Here is a 16,578-nt window from a genome sequence, read left to right as displayed (position 1 = left end):
CGCCAGGATCAGCGAAACTTCAGGATGTCCTCGGCCGCGGGCTGCGGCGTGTAGGCGGCCTTCAAGGATTCGTCCTCCTCGCCGGCCTCCGGCGCGGCGCCTGCCTTGGGCGACATCTTGATCCGGGCCACTTCCGCCTTCATTGCGGCGCTGGCGCTGGATTGCAGCAATTCGCCGCGCAGTTTGGCCAGCGCCATTTCCGCCGCCTGGCCGTCGGCGGCGCTCAGGCGCAACTCGTTCTGAGACCGCAACAACAGGCTTTTCGCCTCGGACAGCTCCCGCTCCAGTTCGCCAACCCGGACCTCGGCCTTGTCCATGCGCTCCCGAAACGCCTCCGCCTGCGGCTGCGCCACCGCCAGGTCCTGCGCCTGCTGCGCGGTCAAGGCCAGGGAGGCCGACAACTGGCGGCGCGTGGCGTCCAGCTCCGCCGCCTGGCGTTCGAAAGCGCTGGCGAGTTCGGCGCGCAGATGATCCAGTTCGGCCCGCTCGCGCTCCCAGGCCGTCTGGGCGGCGCTCAGGCTGTCGTTGGCCAGCGCCTTGGCCTGGGTCCAGATCGCCTCCAGCGCGGCCATCCCCGCCTGGCTGACGCCTTCCGGCACCTCGCCGTCCAGGGCCGCCGCCGTCGCCGGCTGCACCCGTCGCCAGTCTTTCAGCACCACGCTGGCGGCATCCATGTCCACCCCCGCCAGCTGGCGGACCTGGTCGACGGCAGGGTGCCGCTGGCGGCCGGACTTCTCGTATAGTTCCGTCGCCGCCGCGATGATGCGCTCCCGCGCCTCCGCCGATATCTTGCCCGCCTGGTTCATAAAGCCGCGTCCTCGCCCATCTTTGCCAACTGCGTTGCCGGTACCGCCCGGCCAAAACCGGGCGTCAGAAATTGCGCCGAAACGCGAGGTTTCGGCAGCAAGGCAGATTGCAGCAGAAGCGCCGGCGAGCGGACATAGGATTTTTCCTAAAAAACCCAGGAATTCTCCGCCGCCCCGCCGCCGAACAATGAAAAAGCCCGGCCTAAGCCGGGCTTGTGATCGCGGGACATCCGCCTTACTGCGCGATGTCGTTGATGTATTCGAACAAGGTCACCACTTTCTGCACGCCGGAGGTCTCGCTGACCACCTTGGCCGCCGCCGCGCCTTCCGCCTGGGTCACCATGCCCAGCATGTAGACCACGCCGCGCTCGGTCACCACTTTGACGTTGTTCGGGTTATAGCCCTTGCCGTCCAGCAGGCGGGTGCGCGCCTTGCTGGTCACCCAGGTGTCGCTGCTGCGCTCGGAGAAGCCGGACGCCGGCGCCACCACGGTGTAGTTGAACACGCGGCGCACATTGGGGATGCCGCGCGCGGTCAGCTCCGCCTGCTGGCGCGCCTGCTCGCTGGGCACTTCGCCGGTCAGCAACACCGCGCGGTTGAAGCTGGTGGTGTTGACGTGGGCGGACGGCAACAGCTTGCCGATCTGGTCGGCGGCTTTCAATTCTATGCCCTGGTCGTCCACATAGGCGCCGCTGGTGCGGCGATCCGTGGCCACCAAGGCGCCGCCGGCCGCGCCCGCCGCCACTACGCCGAAACAACCGCTCAGAGCGCTGCTGAAGCCAGCAGCCAGCAATACCGCGAATACGCGACGCTTCATCATTCACCTCCCAACAACATGTAATCGATGGTGTCGCACAGGGCGTGGACCATCAGGGTGTGCACTTCCTGAATCCGGCAACGACGCAGCGCCGGCACAATCAGCTGTATGTCTTCCGGCGACAGGATTTCGGCCACCTTGCCGCCGTCCATGCCGGTCAGGGCGATCACGCTCATGCCGCGCTCATGCGCCGCGTAGATGGCCTCGATCACATTGGCGGCGTTGCCGGACGCGGAAATCGCCAGCAGCAGGTCGTTGGTGTGGCCCAAGGCCCTGACCTGTTTGGAAAACACCATGTCGAAATCGTAATCGTTGCCGATCGCGCTCAGGACCGAGCTGTCGGTGGCCAATGAAATCGCCGCCAGGCCCGGGCGTTCCTTCTCGAAGCGCCCGACCATTTCTGCGGCGAAGTTCTGCGCGTCCGCCGCCGAACCGCCGTTGCCGCAAGTCAGAATCTTGCCTTCGTTCATCAGGCAAGCCACCATCTGTTCCGCCGCCGCGGCTATCGCCGGCGACAACAACTCCATCGCCTCTTGCTTGACGGCGATGCTTTCCAGGAAATGCCCGCTGACGCGGTCAATCAAATCCATGGGACATCCTTATCTTTTAGGGTCGGTCGACCCATCGCACTACATGAAAATATTCTGCAACCACTGCGGCTCCGCCTCGCCCACGGTCAATACCGCGTCAAAACGGCATGGCGCGTCTATTCCCTTTTGGGACAGATAGACCTCGGCGGCCAGCATGAGTTTCCTTTGCTTGGCCGCCCCTATGCTGGCGGCCGCGCCGCCGAAGGCCGCGCTGGCGCGATGGCGCACCTCGATAAACACCCAGTAGCGCCCATCGCGCATGATCAGATCGATTTCGCCGCCGCGGCAGGACCAGTTGCGCTCCACCAGCGTCAGGCCCCGCCTCAGCAGCCAGGCCAGCGCCTTGTCCTCGGCAAGCCGGCCTTGAAGATTCACTACGGCTGCTCCACGCTCAGCACCGCCATCGGCAGCTGGCGCTCGAACAGGCGGTCGCGCCCCAGCCTCAAATCGCCGGTGACGCCGTCCAGCCTCAGGCCCAGCGGCTGCCGCGCGCCCGCCAGCAGCACCGCCAGCCGCCAGGCGTCCACGCCCAGCGCGTACAGACGCTCGGTCTGCATCGTCAACGCCGCCGCCGGCCGCGGATAGCGTTTCACCGCCGGATGCTCCGGCATCAGGAACCAGGGCATATCTATCACCCTCACCCCGGCCAGCGCCACCGCGCTGCCGCGGCCGTTGAGCTGGGAGGTGCCGTACACCGGCAGTTCCGGCGCCAGCGCGGCCTTGACGATGCCGGCCTCATGCGCGTCCAGCGCCATGAACACGGCGTCGGCGCCGACCGCCGCCTGCAGAATCGCCGGCAGGCTGTCCGGCTTGGCTTCCAGCGCCATCGGGGATTTGCCGCGGCTCAAGCTTCGCCATTCGTCGATGAAGGCCTGGCGCAGCCGCTGCGACAGGCTGTCCGCGCCGAACAGCAGCAAGGGGTTGGCGCGGCCGTCTTCGTACATCAGGCGCGCCACCTGGCGCGCCTCGCCCTCGACGATCAGCGACAGCGAGAACAGCTTGGGATTGGCTGGCACTTCGCGGCCTATCGAGTTCAAAGCCAGCGTAGGCACCGTGACCGCGGGCGCCACCGCGGCGATGGCCCCGCGCGACAGCGGGCCGATCACCACATTGACCCCGCTGGCCAAGGCCTGCTTGTAGCCGGCCACGGCGGTGTCCTCGGACGCCTCGATGGGCACCAGCTCGGCGTTCTGATCCACGCGCGCCGCCGCCTCCACGCCGCTGCGCACCACCGCGGCGGCCTCGCCCAGGGTGGCGGAGCCGGTGGGCAGCAGCAGGCCGACGCGCAGGCGGCCGCCGGCCGGCTGTGGTTTCGCCGCCGTCGCGCTGGCGTCCCGCGGCGCGGTCGCCGGCACGGCCGGTTTCGGCGCCTGCTGGCCCAACAACTTGAGCGGCGCGGTATTGCTTTGGATGATATAGTCCGGGGTTTGCGCCATTGTCGGCGTCAACCAAGTCATCAAGACGCCAACCAACAGCGGAGTCAGTCTTTGCATACTTCGTTCGCTCATCTGCTTGAATCAGCCAGGGAAAGTTTCTGTCGCGGCACATTATATGTGGTGGCCACGCCCATTGGAAATCTGGCCGACATCAGCGCCCGCGCCTTGGCCGCTTTCAGCGCCGCCGACGTGGTCTGCGCCGAGGACACCCGCGTGACCGGACAGCTGTTGTCCGCCTACGGCATTCACGCCAAACGCCTGGTCAGCCTGCGCGAGCACAATGAGCGCGGCATGTCGGAACAAGTGGTGCGCTGGCTGTCCGAAGACCAGATCGTGGTGCAGGTGTCCGACGCCGGCACGCCGGCGGTGTCTGATCCCGGCGCGCGGCTGGCGGAGGCGGTGCGCGCCGCCGGCCTGCCGGTGCGGCCGGTGCCCGGCTCCAGCGCGGTGATCGCCGCCTTGTCCGCCAGCGGCCTGACCGCGCCGTCCTTCCTGTTCCACGGCTTCTTGCCGCCCAAGAGCGGCGAGCGCCGCAAGACGCTGCGCCAATGGCTGTCCGCGCCGCATCTGACCGTGTGCTACGAGGCGCCGCACCGTATCGTCGACACCTTGCGCGACATCGTCGCGGAGCTGGGCGCGGAGCGCCGGCTGCTGCTGGCGCGCGAGTTGACCAAGACTTTCGAAACCTTCCGCAATCTGCCGGCCCAGGACATGCTGGAGTGGGTGGAGTCCGACTCCAATCAGCAGCGCGGCGAGATCGTGCTGATTCTGGACGCCGCGCCGGCGCGCGAGGACGCCGACGACGCGGTGCCGGAAGACACCGTGCGCGTGCTCAAGCTGCTGGCGGCGGAACTGCCCACCAAGCAGGCGGCGTCGCTGACCGCGCAGATCTGCGACGGCAACCGCAAACAGCTCTACGACTTGGCGCTTAAATTGAAGCAGGAGTGAACCGCGGCCAAGCGCCGGGGAAAAAAGGATTTACAAAGCGATTTGCTATCGCTATTATTCTCCTTCTCGGAATGCCGAAGACGCCCGGATGGCGAAATTGGTAGACGCAGGGGATTCAAAATCCCCCGCCGCAAGGTGTGTCGGTTCGAGTCCGACTCTGGGCACCAGCGATTTTGGCAGGCCGAACATCAAAAACCCCGCACAGCGCGAGCTCTGCGGGTTTTTTGTTGTCTCAAGCAGCCCTTCTTATTCCGGCAGGCGCACCGCCGACAGTTTCCAGCCCAACCAGCCGTCGCGCTTGAACACCAGACCCAGCGACTGTTCGGCTTTGTCCTTCTGCTTGACCGTCACCACGAAACGATCGATGTCTTCATAGCCCATGGCCGTGTCGACGCCGGCGCGCGGCTCCGTCGACGCTGCGCCGCCTCCGCCGGCCGCCGGCTCATCCGCGCCGCCTTGCGGCAGGCCCGGCTTGGGCTTGATCCCTCGCATCATCAAGGCCAGGCTTTCCGGCGTCACCATGGCGTCCACCACCGGGGCGACCACCGCGTCGGCAATGGCCGCGCCCATCGCCGCCAGCGGGTTCTTGTCCTTGGATTGGTTCAGGTCCAGCACCGATTTGGGCACGACGGACTCTTTCAGGCTGTTGCGCAAGGCCGGGTAGTCCACATAGCCGGACAGTTTGGCCGCGTCGCGCGCGTCCAAGGCCTGCTGCATGCCCCGCACCGCCAAATACGGCGTCGCGTAGAACCACGCCCCCAGGGCCACGACCGCCGCGCCCAGCGTCAACTTCATTTTCATGCTCATGTTTATCCCCCTGAATCAAGCGGCCGCCTCATGCGGCTCATAAAGTCTACAGACCGCCGGCCGGCGCGCAGATTCCCGCCGGCCGCGGCAAAAAACGCGCGGCCGGCGGCTCAGAGCCTGTTCAACGTCTCGCGAGCCAGAGCGAGACAAGGCGAAAACGAGCGAAAAAGCGGAATGTACGAGGGGTACATGAGCATTTTGAGCTTGTACTCGCCGTGCAACGCTCCACGAAGCGCAGCGGACTCTGAACAGGTTCTCAGAAGCGCGCTTCCATCCCCATCCGTATGGTCCGCCCCGGTATCGGCATGCTGATCACGGAACCGGTGTCCACCGCATAGCGGTTGGTCAGGTTGTCCACATTGAAATTCAGATTGACCTGCTTGTTCAGCCGGTACTCGATGAACAGGTCCACCAGCCGCTCGGACGCCAGTTCCAGCACCGGTTGCGCGCCGGTGCCTTTCAGCCACCCGGCCGGATTGGTCTTGCCGGCATGGTATTTCAGGCGGCCGCCCACGGTCAGGTCGCCGTTCAGCCAATGCTTGCCGGCGGAAATCACGTACACGCTCTTGGGCGGGATGCGGGTCGGAATCAGGCTCCAGGCGAAGCCGTTCTGATTGCACACCGCGGCGTCGCGCCGGCTCGCCTGGTTCACCGAGCACACTTCCGGGTCCAGGTAGCGCGTGGCGGCGGCCTCCACGAAGAAGGACGGGCTGTGGTAGTCCACGCCGAACTCGAAGCCGCGCAGCTCCACCTTGTCGTAGTTGAGGAAGGTCAGATTGCCCTGCCACGACGGCATGCCCGGCGTACGGTCCAGCCAGGCGCTGGAAATATAATCCGCCACCTTGTTGTTGAAATAAGCGGCCTTGAAGCCGATGCGTTCCTGATCGCGGAACACATCCTGGAAGCTCGCCTTCAAGCCCAGTTCCAGGTTCAGCGAACGTTCCGGCCGCAAGGGGTTGTACGGGTTGTAGCTGAACACCTCGGAGGAGGTGGTGGTTTCATACAGGCTGGGAGTGCGATAGGCGCGGCCGCCCTTGGCGTAGACATCCAGCCACTTGGCCAGGTGCACATCGACCTGGCCGGTCAAATCCAGCTTGGGCGCGTAATCCGCTTCCAGATTGGTCGCATAGTCGCGCGTGGTCGAACCATGCAGATTCGCGCCCAGGGAGAAGCTGGCCCAGCGATAGGACAGCACGGCGTTGCCGAACAGGCTGCGCTCGTTGCGCACGCCGTTGCGCGAGGCCACCAGCGTCCGCGGCTGCTCGGTGTAGCGGCTGGTGGGCTGGGTGCGCTCCTGCTGGAAGGCCAGGCCGTAGCTCAGGCTCAAGGGCAGCGCCTCCAGTTCCGAGCGGTTGAGCAAATTGAAGCCATGGCGCTTGTTGTTGTAGGCATGCATGTACTGATCGCCGTAGGACGCGCCGGGACGGCCGGCCCACAAGCCGTTGTGCTGGTCCAGATCCGCCTCGGTGGCCCACAGGCCCAGGTTCAGGTCGATCAGCTTGTTGTCGCTCGGCGTATAGCTGTAGTTGGCGCTGTAGGCGTGCACGACGGCGCTGCCCAGCGCCCATTGCGGCATGGACTCCACGCCCGGCGGCAGTTCCTGGAAGTTCTTGTCGTTGGAGTTCTTGTACCAGTAGGCGGCCAGCAGTTCGCCGGCCTGCTGGCGGTGGCGGCGGAAGATCAGCTTCAGTCGCTGCGCGTCGTTCAGCGCGAAGCCCAGCTTGGCCAGCAGCGAATCGCTTTCGTAACTGGTGTTCACCACTTCCTGGCCGCGCGACACCACCGCCTCCGGGTAACCGTCGAAACCGTGGCTGCCGGCGAAGTAATTGCCGGTGCGCCGCTTGCTGTAGGCCAGCAAGGCGTCCAGGCCGGGCTGCCGATAGGCCAGCGCCAGCGTGGCCGAGCCGTTGTTGAAGGTGCGCGGGCTGAGGCCGTTGTTGAGCTGGTAATACACCTGGTCGCGCTCATCGTCCGGCACCCGGGGCGTCTTGTTGTTGTTGTACACGCTGCCCTTCAGCAGCACGCCGAAATCCTTGCCGGGGCGCAGCACGTCCTCGACGCCCAAGGTGCGCATCTGCACCAGGCCTCCGATCGCGCCGCTGGAGAAGGCGCCGTTGCTGGCGCCCTCCTCCACGCTGACCTTGCTGATCAGGTCCGAATCGATATAGGTGCGGTCGCTGGTGCCCTGGTAGCCGCGGGCGGTGTGGGTGGATTGCAGGCTGCCGTCTATCAAGACCGGCACCCGGCCTTCGCCTTGCAGGCCGCGGATGCCCAGGTCGATGGCGCCGGCTTCGTTGCGGATATTGTTGACCTGCACGCTGGGCAGGCCGGAGAAGATGTCGGCGTTGCCGGTGCCGCGCGCGCGGCGCAATTGCTCCGCGTCCAGCACCTCGCCATGCAAGAGCGCGGCTTTGCGCTCGGCGTTGACGTGGACGGTTTCCATTTGCGGCGCGGGTTCGGCGGCCAGCAGGGTTTGCGGATGGGCTGCCGACAATAACAGGCAGGCGGAAAGGCTCCGGTATTTCATGGCGTGGGTGGGGTGGGGTTCAGGAGCGCCGAAGTTAATGCTAATGATTCTCATTAACAATGGTAATTATACCAAGCCACTCTCCGCGCCGGCCCCACCCGGCACGCGGCTATTTACCGTCCAGCGGCACTTGCCAGCGCTGATCCTTGAGCGTGCGCATCACAATATAGGAGCAGATGTCGCGCATGCCGGGAATGCGGTTCAGCCGCTCCACGATGAAGCCGCTGAAGGCGGCCAGATTGCGGCAACGGACATGCAGCACGTAGTTGCTGGGACCGGCGACGATGTAGGCGGCGGCGATTTCCTCAAACTGCCGGATGCGCTCCATGAAGTCTTCATGCCAGTCTTCGCGCGCCCGATCCAGCGTCACGTGGACGATGGCTTCCAGCTCGTAGCCGAGCAGGGCCGGGTCCAGTTGGGCGTGATAGCCGCGGATCAGTCCCTGGCTTTCCAGCGCGCGCACCCGCCGCAGACAGGCGGACGGTGACAGGGCCACCTGGTCGGCCAGATCCTGATTGCTGAGCCTGGCGTTGTGCTGCAATGCGGAAAGAATCCGGCAATCTATCGCGTCAAGCTGCATTTGCAATTTCCCATCGTTATCTGTCTGCTCCGCTGCAGTTCCTGCGAAAAGCATGCCATTAGCAAGACCAACTTGCAATTTCTGGCGGATGCCTTGGTGCTAGCATGATTCCAGGCTTCTTACCGCTCAGGAACCGCTCCATGTTGCTCGATATCAGCCCCCCGCTGCGCGCCGGCCTGCCGGTCTGGCCCGGCGACACCGCCTTCGACGCCAGCCCCGCCTGGCAGCTGGACGCCCACTGTCCGGTCAATGTGGCGCGGCTGACGCTGTCGCCTCACAGCGGCGCGCACGCCGACGCGCCGGCTCACTTCCAGGCCGCCGGCCAGGGCATAGGCCAGGTGGCGCTGGACGCCTATCTGGGGCCGTGCCGGCTGATCCATTGCCTGTCCCCCGGCCCGCTGATCCGGCTGGAGCAGATCCGCGCGCGGCTTGAGGCCCGGCCCGGCCCGCTGCCCCCGCGGCTGCTGATCCGCAGTTACGCGCGCTATCCGCTGGAGGCCTGGGACGCGGACTTCCCCGGCGTGGAGGCCGCCGCCATCGACTGGCTGGGCGGCCAGGGCGTGCGGCTGATAGGCGTGGACACCGCCTCGCTGGACCCGATGGACAGCAAAACCATGGATGCCCATCACGCCACCGCGCGCCAGCGCATGGCCATCCTGGAACAGCTGCTGCTGGATCACGCGCCGGAGGGCGATTACGAGTTGATCGCGTTGCCGCTGAAGTTGATGAACCTGGACGCCAGCCCGGTGCGCGCCGTGCTGCGGCCCTTGCCCGTTTCCACCCCTCTCGTGTAGGACCCGCCATGAAACACACTCGCGAAGCTTGTCTCATCGCCGATCAGCAAGACCCGCTGGCCGGCTTCCGCCAGCGGTTCGACCTGCCGGCCAACACTTTCTATCTGGACGGCAACTCGCTGGGCGTGCTGCCCAAGGGCGCGCTGGAGCGCAGCCGGCAGGTGATCACCGGCGAATGGGGCCATGATTTGATCCGCAGTTGGAACACCGCCGGCTGGTTCGACATGCCGGCGCGTCTGGGCGACAAGCTGGCGCCGCTCTTGGGCGCCGGTCCCGGTGAAACCGTGGTCACCGACACCACCTCGCTGAACCTGTTCAAGGCGCTGGCGGCGGCCCTGCGCATCCAGCGGCAAGCTCATCCGGAGCGCAAGGTGATCCTGTCCGAGCGCGACAACTTCCCCACCGATCTCTACATGATCCAGGGCATGATCGAATTCCTGCAGCAGGGCTATGAATTGCGTCTGATCGACGAGGCGCTGCCGCAGGAACAGGCGCTGGACGAGGACGTGGCGGTGCTGCTGCTGTCCCACGTCAATTACCGCACCGGTTATTTGTACGATATGGCCGCGGTCACCCGCAGCGCCCATCAGCGCGGCGCGCTGGCGATCTGGGACCTGGCGCACTCGGCCGGCGCGCTGCAAGTGGACCTGAACGGCGCGGACGCCGATTTCGCCGTGGGCTGCACCTACAAATACCTGAACGGCGGACCGGGCTCGCCCGCCTTCATCTGGGTGGCCCCGCGCCATCAGAACGCTTTCTGGCAGCCCTTGTCCGGCTGGTGGGGCCACGCCAAGCCCTTCGAGATGGCGGCCGACTACGCGCCGGCCCAGGGCATACGCCGCTTCCTGTGCGGCACCCAGCCCATCGTGTCGCTGGCCTTGGTGGAATGCGGTCTGGACGTGGCGCGCCAAGTGGATGCCCAGCAGCTGCGCGCCAAATCGCTGGCGCTGACCGATCTCTTCATCGAGCTGGTGGAACAGCGCTGCGGTGGCCACCCGCTGACCCTGATCACCCCGCGCGAGCACGCGCGCCGCGGCAGCCACGTCAGCTTCCGCCATCCGCAAGGCTTCGCGGTGATGCAGGCCTTGATCGCCAACGGCGTCATCGGCGATTACCGCGAGCCGGAAGTGCTGCGCTTCGGCGTCACTCCGCTCTACCTGAGCCATGCCGACATCTGGGACGCGGTGGAAATCCTGCGCGAGATTCTGGACAGCGGCAGCTGGGATAAACCTGAGTTCCACCGCCGCGGCGCGGTGACCTGAGCCCAGAACGGCGCGACGGCCCCTGCCGCCTCGCCTCCACAGAGCCGCCGCCCGCGATAGCTACGCGGCCGGCGGCTCTACAGCGCAAGGGACGTCAGATCCCGCCAGACCGCGCTGCATAGACAGAGGAGAACATCATGAGCAGTTTCCAGGACATCAAGGATAGGGAACAGGGCCTGCAGCGCCGGCTCAGCGCCGGACAGATGAGCATGATCGCCATCGGCGGCGCCATCGGCACCGGTCTGTTCCTAGGCAGCAAGTTCGCCATCGGCTTCGCCGGCCCCAGCGTGGTGCTCAGTTACGCCATAGGCGGCCTGATCACCCTGTTGCTGATGGGCTGCCTGGCGGAGATGACGGTGGCGCACGCCACTTCCGGCTCCTTCGGCGCCTACGCCGAGCACTACGTCAGCCCGCTGGCCGGCTTCCTGGTGCGCTACAGCTATTGGGCCTGCGTAGTGCTGGCGGTGGGCACCGAAATCACCGCCGTGGCCGAATACATGCGCTACTGGTTTCCCGACACCCCGCCCTGGATCTGGATTCTGCTGTTCTCCAGCGCGCTGATCGGCGTCAACGCCACCAGCGTCAAGGCCTTCGGCACGGTGGAGTACTGGTTCTCCACCATCAAGATCTTCGCCATCGTCGCCTTCATCCTGATGGGCTGCTATGTGGTGTGGGGCAGCGGCAACCCCGCTTACGGCGCGCGCAACTTCAGCGCCGACGGCGGCTTCTTCCCCAACGGGGTCTGGGGCATGTGGGTGGCGGTGGTGATCTCCATCTTCAGTTATCTGAGCGTGGAGATGATCGCGGTGGCCGCCGGCGAGGCGGAAAACCCGGAACAGGCGGTGCGCCAGGCGTTCCGCGCCACCATCGCGCGGCTGGTGGTGTTCTACCTGCTGTCCTTGAGCCTGATCATCGCCATCGTGCCCTGGGGCCGGATCGGCGCCGGTAACAGCCCCTTCGTCACCGTGATGCAGGTGCTGAACATCCCCTACGCCGCCGGCATTCTCAACTTCGTGGTGGTGGTGGCCGCGCTGTCGGCGATGAACAGCCAGCTCTACATCACCACCCGCATGATGTTCAGCCTGTCCCGCGCCGGCGACGCGCCGATCGGGCTGGGCAAGCTGAACCAGCGCGGCATCCCGGTCAACGCGCTCCTGCTGTCCACCAGCGGCATCGCGCTGGCGGCGGTGCTGTACGTCTTGTTTCCGCAACAGGCGTTCACGCTGATGATCGCGCTGTCGATGTTCGGCGCGCTGTTCACCTGGCTGATGATTTTCTACACCCATCTGCGCTTCCGCCGCCATCACGATCAGGCCGGCGGCCTGGATCTGCCGTTCAAGATGCGCCTGTTTCCCTACACCACGCTGGCCGGCCTGGTGTTGATGCTGGCGATCATGATCACCACCGCCTTCACCGAGGTGTTCCGGCTGACCCTGGTCTTTGGCCTGCCCTTCCTGCTGCTGCTGGTCGTGCTGTTCCACACCGTGCGCAAGCCGCGGCCCAAGCCGGCGGCGCAACAGGGCTAGACCGTCATACGAGGGCCCGCCCGAGAGCCGCTTCAGGATCCGCCGCGCTTCGCGCGATACGGGCTTGAAGCGGTTCTGACACCGCGATCGGATTCGGCATAGAATATTCGGCTCGCACCCAATCCGGATAATCCGCCCCCGCCATGTCACGCCCGTCCGCTCTCGCCCCCGGCGCCAGCCTGTCCGCGCTGCTGCGCGACTTCGTCCTCCGTCATTGGCCTTACTATCTGCGCGCGGCGCTGATGCTGGCCGCCGTGGCGGTGCTCACCGTGCTGATTCCGCGCCAGATCGGAGAAATCGTCGACCTGCTGGCCAAGGGCCAGCTCGGCGCCCCGCAACTCATGCGCGAGCTGGGCTGGCTGCTGCTCTTCGGCGTGGTGATCTATCTGCTGCGCGCCGGCTGGCGGCTGCAGCTCTTCGCCGCCGCCTACCAACTGGGCGTGGAATTGCGCACCCGGCTGTATCAGCGGCTGAGCCGCCAGGGGCCGGGCTTCTACCATCACCAGCGCACCGGCGATCTGATGGCGCGCGCCACCAACGATATCGACGCGGTGGAAATGGCCGCCGGCGAGGCGATGCTGGCCGGCTTCGACGGCAGCCTGGCCCTGGTGATGGTGCTGGCGATGATGACCCTGGGCATAGACTGGCGGCTGGCCGCCGCCGCGCTGCTGCCCTTCCCGCTGATGGCCTTCGCCTTCTGGCGCATCACCCGCCGCGTGCACCAGGCCTGGGCCGGCTCGCTGCAAAGCTTCAGCCGGCTCAACGACCACGTGCAGGAAACGCTGAGCGGAGTGCGCACGCTGCGCACCCTGGGCCTGGAGGAACGCAATAGCCGCGAGCTGGCCGGCCTGGCCGCCTCCGCCGCCGACAACAGCCTGGAGGCGCAACGCTGGGAGGCGGCGTTCGAACCGGTGGTGGGGCTGACCCTGAGCACCGCGGCGGCGGCCACGCTGGGCATCGGCGGCTATCTGGTGTGGCAGCAACAGCTGACCATAGGCGCGCTGACCAGCTTCAGCATGTATCTGGGCCAGCTGATCTGGCCGATGTTCGCCGCCGGCTGGGTGCTGTCGCTGCTGGAACGCGGCCGCGCCGGCTGGAACCGGCTGGAGCCGGTGCTGAGCGCGCCCGAGTCCGTGGACGACAGCGGCGTCAACGCCACGGAGCCGGCCGGCGAACTGCGCTGGCGCGATCTGAACTTCACTTATCCGGGGCAAAGCGCGCCGGCCTTGCGCGCGATCGATCTGCGCCTGGGCCGCGGCCAGACCCTGGGCATCGTCGGCCCCACCGGCAGCGGCAAATCCACGCTGCTGCGCCTGCTGCTGCGCCAGTACCCGCTGCCGGCCGGCAGCGTCAGCTGGAACGGCGTGCCGCTGGAGGAATACAAGATGGACGCCTTGCGCGCGGCGATCAGCTGGGTGCCGCAGGAGTCCTTTCTGTTCTCCGCCTCGGTGGCCGACAATATCGCGCTGACGCGCCCGGACGCCGCCGAACGCGAGATCGAACGCGTGGCGCGGCTGGCGGCGGTGCACGAGGACATCCTGCGCCTGGCCCAGGGCTACGCCACCCCGGTGGGCGAAAAAGGCGTGGCCTTGTCCGGCGGCCAGCGCCAACGGCTGGCCATCGCCCGCGCCTTGCTGGCGGACGCGCCGCTGCTGCTGCTGGACGACGCCTTGTCCGCGGTGGACACCCAGACCGAGACCCAGATTCTGCAACATCTGCGCGAAGCGCGCCGCGGCCGCAGCGTGATCATCGCCAGCCATCGGCTGTCCGCGGTGGCGGACGCCGACCACATCGTCGTGCTGCAGCACGGCGGCATCGCCGAAGCCGGCAGCCACGAGGCGCTGCTGCAATTGAACGGCTGGTACGCCAGCCAGTGGCGCTATCAACAACTGGAGGCCAGCCTGGATGAAATCTGATCAATCCGCGATCAACCGCAGCCGGGCGGTGGCCCTGCTGCGCCACTCCGCCGCGCCGGAAAAGCGCCATGTGCTGTGGGGCACGCTGTGGCTGATCGCCGCCGCGCTGATGGAGGCGCTGTCGCCGCTGCTGGGCAAGGTGTTCATCGACCGCTATCTGCTGCCGCGCGCGCCGCAATGGCTGGAAATGGGCCTGCTGCTGCTCGCCTGTCTGATGGCCGGCTACGCCGCGTCCAGCCTGCGCTATCTGCAGCTGGTGCGCCTGTCCGGCGTGGCGATGCGCTCGGTGCAAAGGCTGCGCGAACAGGTTTACCGCCACGTGATCCGGCTGCCGATGGCCTTTTTCGACAAGGCGATCACCGGCCAGCTGGTCAGCCGCGTCACCAACGACACCGAATCGGTGAAGGCCTTGTACGTGCAGGTGCTGTTCGTGATGCTGGACAGCAGCATCGTGGTCATCGGCGTGATGGCGGCGATGGCCTGGCTGGACTGGCGGCTGATGCTGCTGGCGGCGCTGCTGCTGCCGGCGATGCTGGCCATCGTCTGGCTCTACCAGCGCTGGAGCGCGCCGTCGGTGACGCGCGCCCGCGCGCTGCGCAGCGACATCAACGCCCAGATGGCCGAGTCCATCTCCGGCATGAGCGTGTTGCAGGCCGCCAACGCCACCGGCCGCTTCGCCGCGCGTTTCGATCAGGCCAACCACAATTACTACCGGGCGCGGATCGCGGAGTTGAGCGCCAACGCCTGGCTATTGCGTCCGGCGCTGGACCTGCTGAAAGTGCTGTTGCTGGCCGGGGTGATCTACAGCTTCAGCCAGCGGCCGCTGGGCGCGCTGCAGATCGGCGTGCTCTACGCCTTCATCAGCTATATCGGCCGCATGGTGGACCCGCTGATCCAGATCACCATGCAGTTCAGCCAGCTGCAGCAGGCGGTGGTGGCGGCGGCGCGGGTGGACGCGCTGCTGCAGGAGCCGGCGGCGGCGGCCGGCCAGGGCCAGGGCCGCATCGAGCGGGGCGCGGTCAGCTTCCGCCGGGTGAGCTTCGGCTATCAGCCTGAGCGGCCGGTATTGCCCGATCTTTCGCTGGAGATTCCGGCCGGCGGCTTTATCGGCATCGTCGGCCACACCGGCAGCGGCAAATCCACGCTGCTGTCGCTGCTGCTGCGCTTCTACGCGCCGCAAGGCGGCGAGATCTTGATCGACGAGCAGCCGCTGGCCGCCTTCGACGACGCCGCCTTCCGCGACGGCGTCGGCCTGGTGCCGCAGGAGCCCTTTCTGCTGGCCGCCAGCGCGCGCGACAATATCGCCATGGGCCGGCCGTTGACGCAGCAGCAGATCGAGGACGCCGCGCGCGCGGCCGGCGCGCACGATCTGATCCTGGCCCTGGAGCAGGGCTACGACACCGATATGGGCGAGAGCGGCTCGCGGCTGTCCAGCGGCCAGAAGCAGCTGATCGCCATCGCCCGCGCGCTGGCGGGCAAGCCGCGCATCCTGCTGCTGGACGAGGCCACCTCCCACATCGACAGCGAAACCGAACAACTGGTGCAAGGAGCGCTGGAACAGCTGCGCGGCCAGATCACCCTGATCTCCATCGCCCACCGGCTGTCCACCATCCGCGACGCCGACCGCATCATCGTGCTCAACCACGGCCAGATCGCCGAAACCGGCAATCACGAGGCCTTGATGACCGAGGGCGGCATCTACCAACGGCTATACTTGCTGCAGCAATTGCAGCCGGAAGCCGGCTGAGCGAACGACGAATCCGCCATGCACCGTTTCCCCGCCCTGCCCGCGCCCGGCGCGCTGATCGACACCCACTGCCATCTGGACGCGCCGGAATTGGCGCCGATGCTGTCCGCCGTGCTGGAGCGCGCGCGCGCCGCCGGCGTCGGCCAGATCCTGGTGCCGGCGGTGCGCGCCGACACCTTCGACGCGGCCGCCGCCATGCGCCGCGATCACGGCTGCTGGATAGGCTTCGGCCTGCATCCCATCTATCTGGAACGGCATCTGGACGAGCATCTGGAGCAGCTGGAGCGCGCGCTGCGCGAACAGCGGCCGGAGGCGGTGGGAGAGATAGGCCTGGACTTCTATCTGCCGGAGCTGGATCCGGCGCGGCAGGAGGCCTTGTTCGTCGAACAGCTGAAGCTGGCGCGCAAATACGCGCTGCCGGTGGTGCTGCACGTGCGCCGATCGGTGGACCGCGTGCTCAAGCATCTGCGCGAGCAGCGCGTCGAGCGGGGCATCGCCCACGCCTTCAACGGCAGCCCGCAGCAAGCGGACGCGATGCTGCGCCAGGGCATGAAGCTGGGCTTCGGCGGTGCGATGACCTACTCCGGCTCCCAGCGCATCCGCCGGCTGGCGGCCACGCTGCCGCTGTCCGGCCTGGTGCTGGAGACCGACGCGCCGGACATCCGCCCCGAATTCGCCCAGGACCGGCCCAACGAGCCGGCCCATCTGGCCGCCTTCAGCGCGCAGCTGGCCGAGCTGCGCGGCCTGCCGGAGACGGCGCTGCGCCAGGCCTTGTACCGCAATAGCCTGGAGGCGCTGGGCATCGCCGGCTGAGATGAAGCC

Annotated in this window: 15 protein-coding genes and 1 tRNA gene; 8 read left to right on the top strand and 8 right to left on the bottom strand. The window is 66.8% G+C overall.

Annotated features, from left to right (window positions below):
- Nucleotides 1-8: 8 nt before the first annotated feature.
- From QUG03_RS02185 to QUG03_RS02165, 5 genes are all read right to left on the bottom strand, one after another.
- The gene (locus QUG03_RS02185) at nt 9-806 is read right to left on the bottom strand and encodes a DNA-binding protein (protein WP_500819248.1); all 798 of its coding nucleotides are present in this window, start codon (nt 804-806) and stop codon (nt 9-11) included.
- Nucleotides 807-1,041: 235 nt separating this feature from the next.
- Entirely contained in the window at nt 1,042-1,623 is a 582-nt protein-coding gene (locus tag QUG03_RS02180) for a BON domain-containing protein (protein WP_227105528.1), read from the bottom strand.
- Nucleotides 1,623-2,213 carry a phosphoheptose isomerase gene (locus QUG03_RS02175; protein ID WP_107800966.1) on the bottom strand — a complete coding sequence of 197 codons (591 nt, stop codon included), beginning with the start codon at nt 2,211-2,213 and terminating at the stop codon, nt 1,623-1,625. The genes QUG03_RS02180 and QUG03_RS02175 overlap by 1 nt, the downstream gene beginning before the upstream one ends.
- A 39-nt stretch (nt 2,214-2,252) precedes the next feature.
- Entirely contained in the window at nt 2,253-2,588 is a 336-nt protein-coding gene (locus QUG03_RS02170; protein ID WP_107800967.1) for a YraN family protein, read from the bottom strand.
- A complete protein-coding gene (locus QUG03_RS02165) occupies nt 2,588-3,670 on the bottom strand; it encodes a penicillin-binding protein activator (protein ID WP_500819247.1) in 1,083 nt (360 codons plus the stop codon). The genes QUG03_RS02170 and QUG03_RS02165 overlap by 1 nt, the downstream gene beginning before the upstream one ends.
- Before the next feature lie 30 nt (nt 3,671-3,700).
- On the opposite strand from QUG03_RS02165, the gene rsmI reads away from it, so the two are divergent.
- Complete coding sequence (gene rsmI / locus QUG03_RS02160; RefSeq protein WP_488905418.1) at nt 3,701-4,597, top strand: 16S rRNA (cytidine(1402)-2'-O)-methyltransferase; 897 nt, start codon at nt 3,701-3,703, stop codon at nt 4,595-4,597.
- A gap of 82 nt (nt 4,598-4,679) precedes the next feature.
- Nucleotides 4,680-4,764: transfer RNA gene (locus QUG03_RS02155), tRNA-Leu, on the top strand.
- Between the two features lie 79 nt (nt 4,765-4,843).
- Here the strand turns inward: QUG03_RS02155 and QUG03_RS02150 are convergent.
- From QUG03_RS02150 to QUG03_RS02140, 3 genes are all read right to left on the bottom strand, one after another.
- Nucleotides 4,844-5,404 carry a DUF2939 domain-containing protein gene (locus QUG03_RS02150; protein ID WP_107800970.1) on the bottom strand — a complete coding sequence of 187 codons (561 nt, stop codon included), beginning with the start codon at nt 5,402-5,404 and terminating at the stop codon, nt 4,844-4,846.
- A gap of 256 nt (nt 5,405-5,660) precedes the next feature.
- A complete protein-coding gene (locus QUG03_RS02145; protein ID WP_500819246.1) occupies nt 5,661-7,931 on the bottom strand; it encodes a TonB-dependent receptor domain-containing protein in 2,271 nt (756 codons plus the stop codon).
- Between the two features lie 109 nt (nt 7,932-8,040).
- A complete protein-coding gene (locus QUG03_RS02140) occupies nt 8,041-8,511 on the bottom strand; it encodes an Lrp/AsnC family transcriptional regulator (RefSeq protein ID WP_107800972.1) in 471 nt (156 codons plus the stop codon).
- A gap of 140 nt (nt 8,512-8,651) precedes the next feature.
- Here QUG03_RS02140 and kynB point away from each other — a divergent pair, with 140 nt between their 5' ends.
- From kynB to QUG03_RS02110, 6 genes are all read left to right on the top strand, one after another.
- Nucleotides 8,652-9,305, top strand: a complete 654-nt coding sequence (gene kynB / locus QUG03_RS02135; protein WP_107800973.1) for an arylformamidase — start codon at nt 8,652-8,654, stop codon at nt 9,303-9,305.
- An 8-nt stretch (nt 9,306-9,313) separates the two neighbouring features.
- Nucleotides 9,314-10,567, top strand: coding sequence for a kynureninase (gene kynU, locus QUG03_RS02130; protein ID WP_500819245.1), 1,254 nt, complete (start codon nt 9,314-9,316; stop codon nt 10,565-10,567).
- Nucleotides 10,568-10,704: 137 nt separating this feature from the next.
- The gene (locus QUG03_RS02125) at nt 10,705-12,093 is read left to right on the top strand and encodes an amino acid permease (RefSeq protein ID WP_227105538.1); all 1,389 of its coding nucleotides are present in this window, start codon (nt 10,705-10,707) and stop codon (nt 12,091-12,093) included.
- A 143-nt stretch (nt 12,094-12,236) separates the two neighbouring features.
- Nucleotides 12,237-14,009 (top strand): ABC transporter transmembrane domain-containing protein, encoded by a 1,773-nt coding sequence (locus QUG03_RS02120; protein ID WP_500819244.1) that lies wholly within the window; start codon nt 12,237-12,239, stop codon nt 14,007-14,009.
- Nucleotides 13,999-15,756, top strand: coding sequence for an ABC transporter ATP-binding protein (locus tag QUG03_RS02115; protein ID WP_500819243.1), 1,758 nt, complete (start codon nt 13,999-14,001; stop codon nt 15,754-15,756). The genes QUG03_RS02120 and QUG03_RS02115 overlap by 11 nt, the downstream gene beginning before the upstream one ends.
- Nucleotides 15,757-15,774: 18 nt before the next feature.
- A complete protein-coding gene (locus tag QUG03_RS02110) occupies nt 15,775-16,569 on the top strand; it encodes a TatD family hydrolase (protein WP_107800978.1) in 795 nt (264 codons plus the stop codon).
- Nucleotides 16,570-16,578 lie beyond the last annotated feature (9 nt).

The organism is Chromobacterium sp. CCUG 30098, from assembly GCF_059916605.1.
This window is presented reverse-complemented; position numbering and strand designations above follow the sequence as displayed.